Origin of the sequence: Streptomyces sp. NPDC090499 (assembly GCF_044769305.1) — a bacterium.
Classification (GTDB): Bacteria; Actinomycetota; Actinomycetes; order Streptomycetales; family Streptomycetaceae; genus Streptomyces.
The window spans coordinates 115,138-130,649 of sequence record NZ_JBIVXP010000012.1 but is presented as its reverse complement, the minus strand read 5'-3'; the positions used below and the strand labels follow the sequence as shown (position 1 = coordinate 130,649).

At 72.2% G+C, this 15,512-nt stretch carries 16 protein-coding genes; 10 read left to right on the top strand and 6 right to left on the bottom strand.

Going from position 1 to position 15,512, the window contains the following annotated elements; translation table 11 throughout:
* The first annotated feature begins 31 nt into the window (after nucleotides 1-31).
* Nucleotides 32-1,522, top strand: a complete 1,491-nt coding sequence (locus ACIQVL_RS35465; RefSeq protein ID WP_403477370.1) for a catalase — start codon at nucleotides 32-34, stop codon at nucleotides 1,520-1,522.
* A 109-nt stretch (nucleotides 1,523-1,631) separates the two neighbouring features.
* Here the strand turns inward: ACIQVL_RS35465 and ACIQVL_RS35460 are convergent, their stop codons facing one another.
* Complete coding sequence (locus ACIQVL_RS35460) at nucleotides 1,632-2,024, bottom strand: cyclic nucleotide-binding/CBS domain-containing protein (RefSeq protein WP_093499189.1); 393 nt, start codon at nucleotides 2,022-2,024, stop codon at nucleotides 1,632-1,634.
* Between the two features lie 192 nt (nucleotides 2,025-2,216).
* Nucleotides 2,217-3,017 carry a histidinol-phosphatase gene (hisN, locus tag ACIQVL_RS35455; protein WP_403439088.1) on the bottom strand — a complete coding sequence of 267 codons (801 nt, stop codon included), beginning with the start codon at nucleotides 3,015-3,017 and terminating at the stop codon, nucleotides 2,217-2,219.
* Nucleotides 3,018-3,234: 217 nt separating this feature from the next.
* Between hisN and ACIQVL_RS35450 the strand changes: the two genes are divergently transcribed.
* Nucleotides 3,235-3,846: a TetR/AcrR family transcriptional regulator gene (locus ACIQVL_RS35450; protein ID WP_403439086.1), complete on the top strand. Its 612-nt coding sequence runs from the start codon at nucleotides 3,235-3,237 to the stop codon at nucleotides 3,844-3,846.
* 240 nt (nucleotides 3,847-4,086) lie between these two features.
* Here ACIQVL_RS35450 and ACIQVL_RS35445 read toward each other — a convergent pair whose 3' ends face one another.
* From ACIQVL_RS35445 to ACIQVL_RS35430, 4 genes are all read right to left on the bottom strand, one after another.
* Nucleotides 4,087-4,410, bottom strand: coding sequence for a multidrug efflux SMR transporter (locus ACIQVL_RS35445; RefSeq protein ID WP_093499187.1), 324 nt, complete (start codon nucleotides 4,408-4,410; stop codon nucleotides 4,087-4,089).
* Between the two features lie 76 nt (nucleotides 4,411-4,486).
* Entirely contained in the window at nucleotides 4,487-5,497 is a 1,011-nt protein-coding gene (gene rsgA, locus ACIQVL_RS35440; protein ID WP_403439084.1) for a ribosome small subunit-dependent GTPase A, read from the bottom strand.
* 11 nt (nucleotides 5,498-5,508) lie between these two features.
* A complete protein-coding gene (gene aroA / locus ACIQVL_RS35435; protein ID WP_403439083.1) occupies nucleotides 5,509-6,837 on the bottom strand; it encodes a 3-phosphoshikimate 1-carboxyvinyltransferase in 1,329 nt (442 codons plus the stop codon).
* Nucleotides 6,838-7,008: 171 nt separating this feature from the next.
* Nucleotides 7,009-7,731 (bottom strand): M50 family metallopeptidase, encoded by a 723-nt coding sequence (locus ACIQVL_RS35430; RefSeq protein ID WP_403439081.1) that lies wholly within the window; start codon nucleotides 7,729-7,731, stop codon nucleotides 7,009-7,011.
* Between the two features lie 51 nt (nucleotides 7,732-7,782).
* On the opposite strand from ACIQVL_RS35430, the gene ACIQVL_RS35425 reads away from it, so the two are divergent.
* The 8 genes from ACIQVL_RS35425 (at nucleotide 7,783) to def (ending at nucleotide 15,274) form a co-directional block, all read left to right on the top strand.
* Complete coding sequence (locus ACIQVL_RS35425; RefSeq protein WP_403477369.1) at nucleotides 7,783-8,598, top strand: SOS response-associated peptidase; 816 nt, start codon at nucleotides 7,783-7,785, stop codon at nucleotides 8,596-8,598.
* A 59-nt stretch (nucleotides 8,599-8,657) separates the two neighbouring features.
* Complete coding sequence (locus tag ACIQVL_RS35420) at nucleotides 8,658-9,290, top strand: alpha/beta family hydrolase (RefSeq protein ID WP_403477368.1); 633 nt, start codon at nucleotides 8,658-8,660, stop codon at nucleotides 9,288-9,290.
* A 256-nt stretch (nucleotides 9,291-9,546) separates the two neighbouring features.
* Nucleotides 9,547-10,230: an RNA polymerase sigma factor SigR gene (gene sigR / locus ACIQVL_RS35415; RefSeq protein ID WP_189267612.1), complete on the top strand. Its 684-nt coding sequence runs from the start codon at nucleotides 9,547-9,549 to the stop codon at nucleotides 10,228-10,230.
* The gene (rsrA, locus tag ACIQVL_RS35410; RefSeq protein ID WP_403439075.1) at nucleotides 10,227-10,553 is read left to right on the top strand and encodes a mycothiol system anti-sigma-R factor; all 327 of its coding nucleotides are present in this window, start codon (nucleotides 10,227-10,229) and stop codon (nucleotides 10,551-10,553) included. The genes sigR and rsrA overlap by 4 nt, the downstream gene beginning before the upstream one ends.
* Before the next feature lie 164 nt (nucleotides 10,554-10,717).
* Nucleotides 10,718-12,064, top strand: coding sequence for an HD-GYP domain-containing protein (locus ACIQVL_RS35405; RefSeq protein ID WP_403477367.1), 1,347 nt, complete (start codon nucleotides 10,718-10,720; stop codon nucleotides 12,062-12,064).
* A gap of 110 nt (nucleotides 12,065-12,174) precedes the next feature.
* Nucleotides 12,175-13,386, top strand: coding sequence for an HD-GYP domain-containing protein (locus ACIQVL_RS35400; RefSeq protein ID WP_403439209.1), 1,212 nt, complete (start codon nucleotides 12,175-12,177; stop codon nucleotides 13,384-13,386).
* A 114-nt stretch (nucleotides 13,387-13,500) separates the two neighbouring features.
* Nucleotides 13,501-14,481 carry a hypothetical protein gene (locus tag ACIQVL_RS35395; RefSeq protein WP_361290439.1) on the top strand — a complete coding sequence of 327 codons (981 nt, stop codon included), beginning with the start codon at nucleotides 13,501-13,503 and terminating at the stop codon, nucleotides 14,479-14,481.
* 142 nt (nucleotides 14,482-14,623) lie between these two features.
* On the top strand, nucleotides 14,624-15,274 hold the full coding sequence (def, locus tag ACIQVL_RS35390) for a peptide deformylase (protein WP_093499178.1): 651 nt from the start codon (nucleotides 14,624-14,626) through the stop codon (nucleotides 15,272-15,274).
* The last annotated feature ends 238 nt before the right edge of the window (nucleotides 15,275-15,512 follow it).

Genomic DNA, 15,512 nt, shown 5'->3' with positions numbered 1-15,512 from the left:
AGGGCTGGCAAAGCGACAGGAACGGTGTGAAATGGCGCAGGACGTGCAGGGCACAGGTGTGACGCAGGGGCCGCTGACCACGGAGGCCGGGGCGCCGGTGGCCGACAACCAGAACAGCGAGACCGCGGGCATCGGAGGCCCCGTCCTGGTCCAGGACCAGCTGCTGCTGGAGAAGCTCGCCCACTTCAACCGCGAGCGCATCCCGGAGCGCGTGGTGCACGCGCGCGGTGCGGGCGCCTACGGCACCTTCACGGTGACCGCGGACGTCACGCCGTACACGCGCGCCGCCTTCCTCTCCGAGGTCGGCAAGGAGACCGAGACCTTCCTGCGCTTCTCGACCGTGGCCGGCAACCTCGGGTCCGCCGACGCCGTGCGCGACCCGCGCGGCTGGGCGCTGAAGTTCTACACCGAGGAGGGCAACTACGACCTCGTCGGCAACAACACCCCGGTGTTCTTCATCAAGGACGCCATCAAGTTCCCCGACTTCATCCACACCCAGAAGCGCGACCCCTACACGGGCAGCCAGGAGGCGGACAACGTCTGGGACTTCTGGGGGCTCAGCCCCGAGGCCACGCACCAGGTGACCTGGCTCTTCGGGGACCGCGGCATCCCGGCGTCGTACCGCCACATGAACGGCTACGGCTCGCACACCTACCAGTGGAACAACGCGGCCGGTGAGGTCTTCTGGGTCAAGTACCACTTCAAGACCGACCAGGGGATCAGGAACCTCACGCAGGCGGAGGCGGACGTGCTCGCCGGCGCGGACCCGGACTCGCACCAGCGTGACCTGCGCGAGGCCGTCGAGCGCGGGGACTTCCCGACCTGGACCGTGCAGGTGCAGATCATGCCGGCGGCGGACGCGGCGGCCTACCGGTTCAACCCGTTCGACCTCACCAAGGTGTGGCCGCACGCGGACTACCCGCCGGTCGAGATCGGCCGGCTGGAGCTGAACCGCAACCCGCGCAACGTCTTCGCCGAGGTCGAGCAGTCGATCTTCTCCCCGGCGCACTTCGTGCCCGGCATCGGCCCGTCCCCCGACAAGATGCTCCAGGGCCGCCTCTTCGCCTACGGCGACGCGCACCGCTACCGCGTCGGCAGCAACGCCGACCACCTGCCGGTCAACCGCCCGCACGCAGCCGAGGCGCGCACCTACTCCCGCGACGGCTCCCTGTACGACGGCCGGCACGGCGGCGCCAAGAACTACGAGCCGAACAGCTTCGGCGGACCGGCGCAGACGGACCGCCCGCTGTGGCCGGCGTACGACGGCTTCGCCGGCGGCACCGGCAACCACCCCGCCGCCGTCCACGCCGAGGACGACGACTTCGTGCAGGCAGGCAACCTCTACCGCCTGATGTCGGCGGACGAGCAGGAGCGGCTGATCGAGAACCTGGCCGGCTTCATCGCCAAGGTGTCGCGCGACGACATCGCCGAGCGCGCCATCGGCAACTTCCGCCGGGCCGACGAGGACTTCGGCAAGCGGCTGGACGCCGCGGTCCGGGCCCTGCGCCCCCCTCGCGACTGAACCGGCGCCGCTCGCGCGGACGCGGTTGCCCGCCGTGCGGGTTCCGCGATCGATGGTCGCGGTTCGGGGCGGCACCTGTGCGGGCGTCGCCCGTGAGGTGCCGCCTTGATCATGCGGAGACGGGCTGCCGGGCCGGGGCCCAGCAGCGGATGATGTCGCGGACCGAGACGATGCCGGCCGGTTCGCCGCCGTCCAGGACGATCAGATGGCGGAAGCCGCCGTGGGCCATCGCCCGAGCCGCCTCCTCCAGCGTCCAGGTCGGGGTGGCGAACACGACGTCGTTCGTGGTGTGGGCGTGGATGGGCTCCGTGTCGGGGTTCTGGCCGAGGCCCACGGAGTTGAGGATGTCGCGTTCGGTGAGAATCCCGATGCCGCCGGCGTCCGGGTCGTGGACGATCGCCGCGCCCACGCGGCGCGCGGACATCAGGGCGGCTGCCTGGCGGAGGGTGTGGGCGGGGCCGACGGTGAGGACCACCGTGCTCATGGCGTCACGGACGAGCATGAAAGTGCCACCTCCTGGAGAAATCGCCGGGATAGTGCAGCGATTCACAAATGCACAAGTGAGGGTTCTCTCAGGGTGGCAGGTAAAGCGCGGGTCAACAAGGGGGTGCGTGCAGCCAATTGAGGGCGCACGCGCTCATATGTGAGGTGGGCAGTGAGCCCGATTGGGCCCGTTGTGCCCCAGAAGGCCGTTTCAGTAACGCTGGGTGAGGTACGACAGCAGCTCGTCGTGGAGCAGACCGTTGGACGCCGCCGCGTTGCCGCTGTGCGGGCCCGGCCGGCCGTCGAGGCCGGTGAAGGTGCCCCCGGCCTCCGTCACCACGATCGCGTTGGCCGCCATGTCCCACAGGGACAGCTCCGGCTCGGCACAGATGTCCAGGGACCCCTCGGCGACCATCATGTAGGGCCAGAAGTCGCCGTACGCGCGCGTGCGCCACACGTCGCGGGTGAGGTCCAGGAAGCCGTTCAGCTGCCCGCGCTCCTCCCAGCCGCCGAGCGAGGAGTACGCGAAGGAGGCGTCGGCCAGCTTCGCGACCTTGGAGACGTGCAGACGGGTCGCCGAGGACAGACTGCGACCCGAGAACGCGCCGTGGCCCTTCGCGGCCCACCAGCGGCGGCCCAGCGCGGGGGCGGAGACCAGGCCGACGACCGGCTGGTAGCCGCCCTCGGCCGCCTCCGTCAGGGAGATCAGGGTCGCCCAGACCGGGACGCCGCGCACGTAGTTCTTGGTGCCGTCGATCGGGTCGACCACCCAGCGGCGCGGCCCGGTGCCCTCGATGCCGTACTCCTCGCCGAGGATCGCGTCCCGTGGCCGGGCGCGCTGCAACTGGCCGCGGATCAGTTCCTCGGCGGCCTTGTCCGCCTCGCTCACCGGGGTCATGTCCGGCTTGGTCTCGACCTTGAGGTCGAGCGCCTTGAAGCGGTCCATGGTCACGGCGTCGGCCGCGTCCGCGAGCACGTGGGCGAGACGCAGGTCATCGAGGTAGTCCGGCATGTGACGAACGGTATCTGCCGGGGTGGGCGCGGGGCTACCAGGGGAGGCCCGGTGATGCGGGCAAGTGATCGGGCGGTGACCTCTGTTGGCCTCCGGTACGCCTGCGGCGCGCCCGCGCGTGTTGGCCGAAGGGCGCCCCCCGGTGCCGTCGCGAACCCTTGACAGTCGATTCGTGCGCGTCAAATCTGGGCGCAGAGCCGCTCGCCCCAGGGAGGCGATGATGCCTGCAGCCCGGGAATCCCTTCTGGACGCCGCGTACGCGGCGCTCACGCGCCGGCCGTGGGCTGCCGTGCGGATGGTCGACGTGGCGGCGGCGGCCGGGGTGTCCCGGCAGACGCTGTACAACGAGTTCGGCAGCAAGGAGGGCCTGGCGCGGGCGCTGGTGCGCAGGGAGGCCGACGGGTATCTCGCCGGGGTGGAACGGGCGTTGGGGAGCCACGCCGAGGCGCGGGAGCGGCTGACGGCGACCGCCGAGTGGATGGCGGTGGCGGCTCGGGAGAACGTGCTGGTACGGGCGATGCTCACGGGGTGCTGGAGCGAGCGGCTGCCGTCGCCGACGCTGTCCGCGGTGCCGTCGTCGTCGGCGGTGCCGGCGCAGCGGAGGGCGGACGGGCCGTTGCCCTCTCCCGGGGACTTCGTGCAGATCGTGCGGGACCGGGCGGTGGCGGTGCTGTCCGTTGCGGGGGCCGGGAAGGGGAACGGGGAGCTGGCCCGGTCGTGCGAGCTGGTGGTGCGGCTCGCGCTGTCGTGTGTCGCGGCGCCGCCGGGGGAGGGGGCGGGTGGGGTGGCGGAGCTGGTGCGCGGGGCGCTCTACCGGCAACCGGTGTGATCGAGGGGCGGTGCGGGTTGTGGGTCGGCTGCGGGCCGGTGGGGGCTTGTCGCGCAGTTCCTCCCCCAGCCTTCGGCTGGGGGGACCCCCAGCGCCCCTCAGGTGGGCTGTTGTGCTGTGGGCTGTGAAGTGCTGGTCGCGCCCGCGCGGCGGAGCCGCACATCAGATACGGCCCCGCGCCCCTTCGGGGCGTGTTTCAGTGGGCCGGGCCCCAGAGCCGGAGGCCGGTCGGGGCGTGTTTCAGTGGGCGGAGCCCGAGAGCTGGAGGCCGATCACTCCCGCGATCACCAGGCTGATGGAGATGATCTTGAGGGTGGAGACGAGGTCGCCCAGGAAGACCATGCCGTAGATGGCGGTGCCCGCCGCGCCGATGCCGGTCCAGACCGCGTAGGCCGGGCCCACGTCGAGTTTCTTCAGGGACAGGGTCAGGAGGCCGAAGCTGCCCAGGGCGAAGGAGGCGAAGGCTATCGTCGGCCATAGTCGGGTGAAGCCGTGGGAGAGTTTGAGGCACACGGCGAAGCCGGTCTCCAGGATCCCGGCCACGATCACCAGCAGCCACGCCATGTGCTGTCCTCCCGTATGTCCAGCTCGGTGCGATTATGCACTTACCGAACTCCGGTCATGACAAACACCCCGGTGGTCAGTCGCCTTCCTTGCGGTCCCGGGTCGCCAGCAGCCGCCGCAGCGAGTAGAGGCGGGCCGGGTCCGCGTGACCTTCCGCGACCCACTCGTCCAGCGCGCAGTCCGGCTCGTCGTGACTGCACGCGCGCGGGCAGTTCGCGGTGCCGGGCTCCAGGTCGGGGAACGCGTGGATCACGCGGGACGGGTCGACGTGGGCCAGGCCGAAGGAACGGACGCCCGGGGTGTCGATGACCCAGCCCTCGTCGTCGGGCAGGGGGAGGGCCAGCGCCGACGTCGTGGTGTGGCGGCCCCGGCCGGTCACCGCGTTGACATGACCGGTCGAACGGCGGCGGTCCTTCGGGACCAGCGCGTTCACCAGCGTGGTCTTGCCGACGCCCGAGTGGCCGACGAACGCCGTGATCTTGCCGTCGAGATGGTCCTGGACCCGGCGGGCGGCCTCCCCCGCCGCCAGCTCCTCGCGGCTCGTGACCACGTAGGGGATCTCCAGGTCGCCGTACAGCTCCAGGAGCTTGTCCGGCGGGGCCAGGTCCGACTTGGTCATCACCAGCAGGGGGGTGAGGCCGCCGTCGAAGGCCGCCACCAGGCAGCGGTCGATCAGGCGGGGGCGGGGCTCGGGGTCGGCCAGGGCGGTGACGATCGCCAGCTGGTCGGCGTTGGCGACGACCACCCGCTCGAACGGGTCGTCGTCGTCGGCGGTCCGCCGCAGCACGGACGAGCGGTCCTCGATGCGCACGATCCGGGCGAGGGTGTCCTTCTTGCCGGACAGGTCGCCGACCAGGGCCACCCGGTCGCCCACCACCGCGGCCTTGCGGCCCAGCTCGCGGGCCTTCATCGCGAGGATCGTCCGGTCCTCGACCAGGCAGGTCAGACGGCCCCGGTCGACGGTGAGGACCATCCCCTCGGCCGCGTCCTCGTGCTTGGGGCGGATGTTGGTCCGCGGCCGGTTGCCCTTGCGGTTGGGACGGGCGCGGATGTCGTCCTCGTCGGTGTGCTTGCCGTAGCGGCGCATGTCGTACGCCCCTAAGCCCCGTCGCTCCCGAGCATCCCGGTCCACAGGTCGGGGAAGTCCGGCAGGGTCTTCGCCGTCGTCGCCACGTTCTCGATCTGTACGTCGGCCACGGCCAGGCCGATGATCGCACCGGCCGTCGCCATGCGGTGGTCCTCGTAGGTGTGGAAGACGCCGCCGTGCATGCGGCGCGGGCGGATGCGCAGGCCGTCGGCGGTCTCGGTGACGTCGCCGCCGAGTTCGTTGATCTCCTTGGTGAGCGCGGCCAGCCGGTCCGTCTCGTGCAGCCGCAGGTGGGCGACCCCGCGCAGGGTGGAAGGGGTGTCCGCGAGGGCGGCGACCGCCGCGATGCCGGGGGTCAGCTCGCCGACGTCGCCCAGGTCGACGTCGATGCCGTGGATCCGGCCCGAGCCGGTGAACTCCAGGCCGTACTCGGTCAGTTCGCAGGAACCGCCCATCTCGGTGAAGATCTCGCGCAGCCGGTCGCCCGGCTGGGTGGTCCGGGACGGCCAGTCCGGGATCACGACCCGGCCGCCCGTCACCAGGGCCGCGGCGAGGAAGGGCTGGGCGTTCGACAGGTCCGGCTCGACGGTCAGGTCGCGGCCCAGCAGGGCGCCCGGCGTGACCCGCCAGACGTTCGGCTCGCCGCCCGACTCGGGGGTGTCCACCTGGGCGCCGACCGCGCGCAGCATGTCGACGGTCATCCGGATGTGCGGGAGGGAGGGGAGGCTGCGGCCGGTGTGGCGGACCTCGACCCCCTGGTTGAAGCGCGGGCCGGAGAGCAGCAGGGCCGACACGAACTGGGAGGAGGACGAGGCGTCGATGGCGACCGGGCCGCCGTCCAGGGCGCCGCTGCCGTGGACGGTGAGGGGGAGCGCGCCGCGGCCGTCGTCGTCGATCCGGGCGCCGAGGGAGCGCAGGGCGTCGATCACGCCGTGCAGGGGACGCTCGTACGAACGGGGGTCGCCGTCGAAACGGATGTCGCCTGCGGCGAGGGTGGCGACCGGGGGCAGGAAGCGCATCACCGTGCCGGCGTTGCCGACGTCGACGGTGGCGGGACCGCGGAGACCCGCGGGGAGCACCCGCCAGGCCTCGCCGGAGCCGTCGGGGCCGACGCCCTCGTCGATGCCGACGCCCATCGCGCGCAGGGCGCCGGCCATCAGCAGGGTGTCGCGGGAGCGGAGGGGGCGGCGCAGCCAGCCGGGTTCGGAGGCGAGGGCGGCGAGGACGAGGGCGCGGTTGGTGACCGACTTGGACCCCGGCACGTGAACCGTGGCGTCGACGGCTCCGCGTGCGTGCGGGGCGGGCCAGAGGGCGGTTGGTGCGGTGGGGTTTGCGGCCATGGGGTCACTTTAGTGCCAGGGGGAGCCGTCAGCCGGTGGGCGGGTGCGGCGCCGCTTCGCGGGGAGGCCGGTGGGCGGGTACGGCGCCGTGGGGGCTGGTCGCGCCCGCGCGGCGGAGCCGCATATCGGATACTGCCCCGCGCCCCTGTGGCATCGCCCCTTCGGGGCCTGTCACATGCCCAGAAGCCAGCGCCCTCCGCCGATCAGCGAGCACAGGGACACCGTGTGGAAGAGGAACAGCCATACGCCGGCCGGGAGATGGGTCAGCCTCGACAGCTGGTCCGCGTCCGAGTCGCCCGCGCCGCCGCGGGAGCGCTTCGCCTGGAGTTCGAAGGCCGGGCGGACTCCGCCCAGCAGCAGGAACCAGACCACGGCGTACGCGAACGCCGCCTGCACCTGCGGTCCGGCCAGCCAGGACACCAGCAGGAAGGTGCCGCCCGTGAGGAAGACCGTCAGGACGCCGTACGCGTTGCGGATCATCACCAGCATCACGACCAGCAGGGCCGTGGCGAGCCAGAGCAGCAGGGTGATGCGGCCGGCGCCGAGGAGGGCCGCGCCGCCGAGGCCGAGCAGCGGGGGAGCGGTGTAGCCGGCCGCCGCCGTGAGGATCATGCCGATGCCGTGCGGCTTGCCCCGGCTGAGCGTGAGGCCGCTGGTGTCCGAGTGCAGCCGGATGCCGGTCAGCTGGCGGCCGGTGAGCAGGGCGGTCAGGCCGTGGCCGCCCTCGTGGGCGATGGTGATGGCGTTGCGGGATATCCGCCACAGGTTGTGCGGGACGACCACCGCGAGCGCGGCGGCCAGGGTCGCGAGGACCACCCAGAGGTCGGGATCGGTCTGGGTCCCCGTCAGACGGTCCCAGAGGTCGGGCAGCGCGAGGGCGGCGGTGCTGTCCATGGTCCGGTGGTTGCTCCCTACGGGCATGTGGAGTCTGGCAGTGTTGCACGTATGTGCGGACGGTATGCATCCAGTCGTGGGCCCGAGGATCTCGCAGGAGTCTTTGAAATAGAGAAGTGGGAGCCCGAGGAGACCCTGGAGCCCGACTACAACGTGGCGCCGACCAAGGAGGTCTACGCCGTCCTCGACCGTCCGGTGAAAGACGCCGGCGACTCCCGTCCGGTTCGCCAGCTGCGCAAGCTGAAGTGGGGGCTCGTGCCGTCCTGGGCCAAGACGCCCGAGGGCGGCGCCCGGATGATCAACGCGCGCGCCGAGACCGTGCACGAGAAGCCGTCGTACCGCCGCGCCTTCGCCACCCGCCGCTGCATCCTGCCCGCCGACGGCTACTACGAGTGGGTCACCGCCCCGGAGGAGCGGGACCTGGAGGTCGAGGGGAAGAAGAAGCGGCCGCGCAAGCAGCCGTACTTCGTGCTCCCCGCCGACGGCTCGGTGTTCGCGATGGCAGGGCTGTACGAGTTCTGGCGGGACCGGACGCTGCCCGACGAGCACCCGCTGGCCTGGTGGGTGACCTGCTCGGTGATCACCACGGAGGCGGAGACCTCGCCGCTGGCCGTGGCGCCCGCCGAGGGGCCGCGGTCGCTGCACGACATCCACCCCCGGATGCCGCTGATGCTGACCCCGGACCGCTGGGACGCCTGGCTCGACCCGGCGCGCACCGACGTCGAGGACCTGCGCGCGCTGCTCGCCCCGCCACCGGAGGGCCTGATGCGTGCCTACCCGGTCTCCACGGCGGTCAGCAACGTCCGCAACAACAGCCCGGAGCTGCTGAAGGAGCTGGAGGGGCCGGAGGAGGGCACGCTCTTCTGAGCGCTCCCTCCCCGCGCTCCCCGCGCCGCCTTCGGGGCGCTGCCATCTAGCCTTCTCGCGTGACCACAGCGAAGATCGTCGGTACCGAGGCGGGCGACGCCCGCATCACCTGGCACGAGGCGGCGCGGGCGCGGCTGGTGCTCGCCGTCGGCCACGGGGCGGGCGGGGGCATCGGGGCGCGGGACCTCCAGGCGATCGCCGCGGTCCTGCCGGAGCACGGCGTGACCGTCGCACTCGTCGAGCAGCCCTGGCGGGTCGCCGGGAAGAAGCTGGCGCCCGCCCCGAAGACGCTCGACGCCGGCTGGCGGGGGCTGTGGCCCGCGCTCGCGGCGCCGGGGCTGCCGGTGGTGTCCGGCGGGCGCAGCGCAGGGGCCCGGGTCGCCTGCCGTACCGCGACCGAGCTGGGGGCGGCCGCCGTCCTCGCCCTCAGCTTTCCGCTGCACCCGCCGGGGAAGCCGGAGAAGTCGCGGGCCGGAGAGCTGCTCGGGGCCGGGGTGCCCACGCTCGTCGTGCAGGGCGGCAACGACCCGTTCGGGAAGCCGGCCGAGTTCCCGGAGGGGGAGTACGAACTCGTCGAGGTGCCGTACGGGGATCACGGGTTCGCGGTGCCCAAAAGGGCGGATATCGGGCCGGAACAGGCAGTGACCGTCATCACGGACGCGGTCGTCGCATGGACCGCGTCCCTCGGGTGACGCCCGGGAATGTTGCGCGACGGACCACTGTTGAGGCGGACAGAAGTGCTGGGACACCAGCGCCGACGCCGAACGAGAGGAAGTCCGCCGCATGGGTTCGACCATCTGCCCGAGCCGTAGCAGCAGCGCTGACCTGGACTGGACGGTGCTGCATGCGGCCAAGACCGCTCCTATTCGAGCGGCGGCAGGCACGGGTCGTGTTCTATCCTCCGAGACGAGTGGGATCGGTTTTGGTCCTGCCCGGGATCTTGAGGAGGTGGGTCCGGTCACCGGTACCGACGCAGGGACCGACAACGGCCAGGCGGAGCTGCCCGAGGGCCAGGGCGTCAGCGCGGAGTCGACGTCGGAGCGCACCGCGCGCTTCGAGCGGGACGCGCTCGAATTCCTCGACCAGATGTACTCGGCCGCGCTCCGCATGACGCGCAACCCGGCCGACGCCGAGGACCTGGTGCAGGAGACCTACGCCAAGGCGTACGCGTCCTTCCACCAGTTCCGTGAGGGCACCAACCTCAAGGCCTGGCTGTACCGCATTCTCACCAACACCTTCATCAACTCGTACCGCAAGAAGCAGCGCGAACCCCAGCGCTCCGCGGCCGAGGAGATCGAGGACTGGCAGCTCGCCCGAGCCGAGTCGCACATGTCGACGGGCTTGCGCTCCGCGGAGTCGCAGGCGCTCGACCACCTGCCGGACTCGGATGTGAAGGAAGCGCTGCAGGCGATCCCCGAGGAATTCCGCATCGCCGTCTACCTTGCCGACGTAGAGGGCTTTGCCTACAAGGAGATCGCGGACATCATGGGGACACCCATCGGTACGGTGATGTCCCGGCTGCACCGGGGCCGCCGCCAACTGCGCGGCATGCTGGAGGACTACGCGCGTGAGCGCGGGCTCGTCCCGGCGGGCGCCGGAGAGTCGAACGAAGCGAAAGGCTCGGGCTCATGAGCTGCGGAGAGCCGCACGAGACGGACTGCAGTGAGGTACTCGATCATCTCTACGAGTTCCTCGACAGTGAGATGCCGGACATCGATCGCGTCAAGTTCAAGCAGCACTTCGACGAGTGCTCCCCCTGCCTGGAGAAGTACGGGCTGGAGGAGGCCGTGAAGAAGCTGGTCAAGCGGTGCTGCGGGCATGACGACGTGCCCACCGACCTGCGGGCCAAGGTGCTGGGGCGGCTGGACCTGATCCGCTCCGGCCAGACCGTCCCGGACCACGACGTCACGGCTGCCCGTACCGCCGAGCCCGCACCGGTCACACCGGAGAGCTGACCGGACGCCGACCGCGGCCGCGCCGCCCGCAGGCGGCGCCGGGCGGTTCCCGCCCCGGTGTCCCATCACCCGAACGTGCTAATCCTCCGGTCATAAGCCCCCGGACCCGCCGACTCCCGGCCTAGGCTCCGGAGCCTGGACGGGCATGGTCGGGGAGGGGCGAGATGGAGGCGGTCCCGGTACGGGTACGCGCGTACGTGACCTCCGTCGCCCTCGCCGCCCTGCTCTGTCTGCTGCCGCTGCCCGGCCTGCGTACGCCCTGGTGGGCCGTCGCCCTCCTCGCCGCGCTCTACGCGTCCTGCGAGCACGCCGTACGGCGCCGCCTCGGCGGCACCTTCTACCCGGTGCTGCTCGCCGGTGCCTTCCTGCTGCCACCGCCGGCCGCCGCCCTCGTGCCGCTGCCGGGCGCGCTGCTCTCCCGTGCCGAGCAGCGGCCGCAGGCGCTGCGCCGGATCTGGCGGGCCGCCGAGCTGGCGCTCGCCGTGTGGGGCGCGGGGCGCGTGCACTGGGCGCTCGGCGGCCGGGACTCGGTGGTGGGCTGCGACTTCCCGTACGCGCTGCTGCCCTGCGCCGCGGCCGTACTGGCCTTCTGCGCCGTTCTCGCGCTCCTGGACGGCGGGATCCTCGCGGTCGCCGAGAGAGTCCCGGTCCGCCGGGCCTGGCGCGGTCTGCTCTCCCGCTCGCTCGCCCCGGTCGGGGTACACGGGCTGGCCGGGCTGATGATGGCCGTGCTCTGGCGCAGCCCCTACGGTCCCGTCGCCGCGCTGCTGGTCCTGCTGCCGATGTGCGTGTCCTGGTGGGTGTTCGCCCAGTACCACCGGGAGCGCGCCGCCCACCAGGCCACCATCCGCGCACTCGTCCAGGCCGTCGACATCAAGGACGGGTACACCCGCGGGCACAGCGAGCGAGTCGGACAGGCCTCCGTGATGATCGCGCGCGAACTGGGCATGGCCGACGACCGGGTGGAGGTGCTCCGCTTCGCCGGCATCCTCCACGACGTGGGGAAGCTGGGCGTCCCCACCCGGCTGCTCCGCAAGAACGGGCCGCTCACCCCGGAGGAGCGCCGGATCATCGAACTGCACCCCGAGTACGGCCACGAGATGGTGCGCGGGATCTCCTTCCTCGGCGAGGCACGCGCGGCGATCCTCCACCACCACGAGCGCATCGACGGCAGCGGCTACCCCTACGGACTCGCGGGCGGCCAGATCCCGGAGTCCGCCCGTGTGGTGGCCGTCGCCGACGCCTTCGACGCGATGACGTCGACCCGCTCCTACAGCCGGGCCCGGCCGGTGGCGGCCGCCGTGGCGGAGTTACGGCGGTGCGCGGGACGGCACTTCGACGCCGGGATCGTCGACGCCCTGGCGCGAGCGCTGGCCAGACACGGCTGGCACCCGGCGGTCACCGCCGACGTACAGCCACCGGACCAGGCAGACCCGGCGGACCCGCCCGGCCCGGCCCTCTCCGGTCCGCCGGGCGGCGACCGTGCGGGCGTCGGGCGAGGTGCCCCGTGACGTCCGGGGCCCCGGCGTTCGCTGCGGGACCGGCGGGCGGCGGCAGCGGCAGCGGTCTCGCCGGGCCGGCCGCGGCCCTTCGCTCCGGCCGGCCCGCCGCGCTCGGGGGCATCCGGCTCGCCGCCCTGCTCCTCGCCCTCGGCTGTCTCGCCGGCACCCTCTGGGAAGGCCTCGACGACCGGGGCATCGCCCTCGCCTTCGGCCTTCTCGTCGGCATCGGAGAGTGGGCCCGCTGGACGGGCGCCGAGGTACGGGAGGCCGCGCCGCTCGGCGCCGCCGGCGGGCTCGCCTACGCCCTGCTCGGCGCCGACGCCGGGGCCGCCACGCACGACGGGGCCTTCCAGGTCGTCACCGTCGTCTGCGCGGCCTCGCTGCTCGGCAACGTCCCGCACATAGCCGACGGGCGGCGCCCCACCCTCGACCACCTCACCCGCCGCGTCCTCACCGTCGGCTTTGCCGCCGTCTGCTTCCAACCCCTTTACAGCAGGGGCGCGTTGGAGCACTGGGGCGGACCGGCGTACGCCCTCCTGCTCGTCGCGCTCCTGGTGCTCACCGCGCTGTGCGACGCCGTGCTCGCCGCCGCGCAGGCCCACGCGCGGACGGGGTGGCCGTTCGGGCCGCTGCTGCGGGACGAGCTGCGCGGGCTGCTCGGCATCGGGTCCGCCGTCTGTGCCACCGGGGCCGTGATCGCGCTGGCCGTCGCCGTCGTCGGGCTGTGGGCACTGCCCGTGTTCTGCCTGCCCCTGCTCCTGACCCAGCTCTCCCTGCGCCGGTACGCGGCCGTCCGGGCCACCTACCGGCAGACCATCGCCTCTCTTGCCCGCGCCACCGAGATAGCGGGGTACACCCCGGCCGGGCACGCCCGCCGGGTCGCCACGCTGAGCCAGGCCGTCGGGCGGGACCTGGGGCTGTCCGGAGCGGAGCTCACCGTGCTGGAATACGCGGCGCTCATGCACGACATCGGCCAGCTCAGTCTCGTCGACCCGGTGCCCGCGGGGGCCACCGCCGGGCTGCCGGCGGCGGAACAGCGGCGGATAGCCCTGCTCGGCGGGGCCGTCGTCCGGCAGACCGGGGTGGCCGCGGCGGTCGCCGTGGTGGTGGAGCGGCAGGCCGACCCGTACCGGGAGCAGCCGGTCGCCGCGCGGATCGTGCGGGCCGTCAACGCGTACGAGGAGAAGGCGCGGGACTCCGGGCCCGGCGGCCCGCTGACGGCACTGGAGGAGTTACGGCTGGCGACCGCCGGGGACTACGCTCCGGAGGTTGTGGAGTCCCTGGCCCGCGTGCTCTCCAGAGACTGTCTGACCTTGCGCGCGGCTGGGTAACCCATGGGTAATGAGCGGCCCTCCCGTCGTACGTGGTTGGATGCGAGGGAGAGGGTGATGTCCGGGGGCACAAGCCAGCCCACTGTGCGGAACTGGAACTGGCAGGCGGGAATCGTGAGGATCTTCGGCAAGGGACGGCACCGGCCCTCCGCCTCCTGGCGGCAGGCCACCGACCGCGCGTTCACGCTGATCGGCGACGGCCGGTACGAGGACGCGGGCGAGCTGCTGACACGCGCTGCCGACCTGGAACCCTGGCTGTCGGAGTCCTGGTTCAACCTCGCCCTGCTGCACAAGTTCCGGCACGACTGGGAGCAGGCGCGGGCCGCCGGGCTGCGGGCGGTGGCCCTGCTCGACCGGGAGACCGGGGCGCCCGACTGGTGGAACGTGGGCATCGCGGCGACCGCGCTGCAGGACTGGCCGCTGGCCCGGCGGGCCTGGCAGGCGTACGGGCTGCGGGTGCCGGGAGGCGCCACCGCCTCCGGTGAGCCGGACGGCATGGACCTGGGCAGTGCCGCCGTGCGGCTGTCCCCGGAAGGGGAGGCCGAGGTGGTGTGGGGGCGGCGGCTGGACCCCGCCCGTATCGAGGTGCAGTCCATTCCGCTGCCCTCGTCCGGGCGGCGCTGGGGCGAGGTGGTCCTGCACGACGGGGTGCCGCACGGCGAGCGGACCACGGCGACCGGGCACGCGTACCCCGTCTTCGACGAGATCGAGCTGTGGGCGCCGTCGCCGGTGCCGACCTGGGTGGTGCTGCTGGAGGCGGCGACCGAGGCGGACCGGGACGCGCTGGAGCAGCTGGCGGGGGACGCCGGGTTCGCGGCGGAGGACTGGTCCTCCTCGGTGCGGCTGCTGTGCCGGATGTGCTCGGAGTCACGGATGCCGTCGGACGAGGGGGACGGGGTGCATCTCGATCCCCACGACCACAGTGAGCCGGGGCATCCGGGGCCGCTGGGGCACCGGACGGACGGGCAGCTGTGGGTGCCGGAGCGGGAGTGCGGGGTGGCTGCGCCGGCCTCGCTGGTGCGGGGGTTGCTGGACGGGTGGGTTGCGGACAGCCCCGATTCCAGGGATTGGCGGGATTTGGAAGAGGTTTGCTGAGGCCGTCGTTCAGCCGCCGCCTCGTTGTGGCTGGTCGCGCAGTTCCCCGCGCCCCTTTGGGGCGCGTCCCTGGGCGCAGGCTGCCACGTACCCTGTATTCGCAATATCACCCCCGGTTTGTTTGAGGAAGGCATCGTCGGTCATGGCCCAGCAGGACACCGATCAGCAGCACGCGGGCGTGCTCCCCGTGGATGACGAGGGGTTCGTCGTCGACACCGAGGGGACCGAGGAGCGCGAGAACGCCTGGCGTGAGCGGGGGACGTCGCGGCCCATCACCGTCGTCGGGAACCCGGTGCTGCACAAGGAGTGCAAGGACGTCACCGAGTTCGGTGCGGAGCTGGACCAGCTCGTCGCCGACATGTTCGCCAGCCAGCGGACCGCCGAGGGCGTCGGCCTCGCCGCCAACCAGATCGGCGTCGACCTGAAGGTCTTCGTCTACGACTGCCAGGACGACGAGGGCGCCCGGCACGTCGGTGTGGTGTGCAACCCGAAGCTGGTCGACCTGCCCGCCGACAAGCGGCGGCTGGACGACAGCAACGAGGGGTGCCTGTCGGTGCCCACCGCCTACGCCCCGCTCGCCCGGCCCGACTACGCCGAGGTCACCGGGCAGGACGAGAAGGGCAACCCGATCAAGGTGCGCGGCACCGGCTACTTCGCTCGGTGTTTGCAGCACGAGACCGACCACCTGTACGGCTACCTGTACATCGACCGGCTCTCCAAGCGCGAGCGCAAGGACGCGCTGCGGCAGATGGCCGAGAACGAGCCCCGCTACCCCGTGGTCGCCAACGACTGAGACCCAGAAGGACAGTTGTGACGCCTGGTCGGACCCGTTCCGACCAGGCGTTCGTCATGTTCGGTCAGACTCGCTCGCCTGTGCGTCGTACATTCGATCCTTTGTACACCCCTAGCGAACCCTAATCAGTCACACAAGGGGAGATTCTCGGCACTGTGGGGTAGTGAGTGAAGCAAATCCGTTCCCAGACCGGTCAGTTGTGGTGCTGAATAGTAACTGCGGGGATACGCAACGGCGC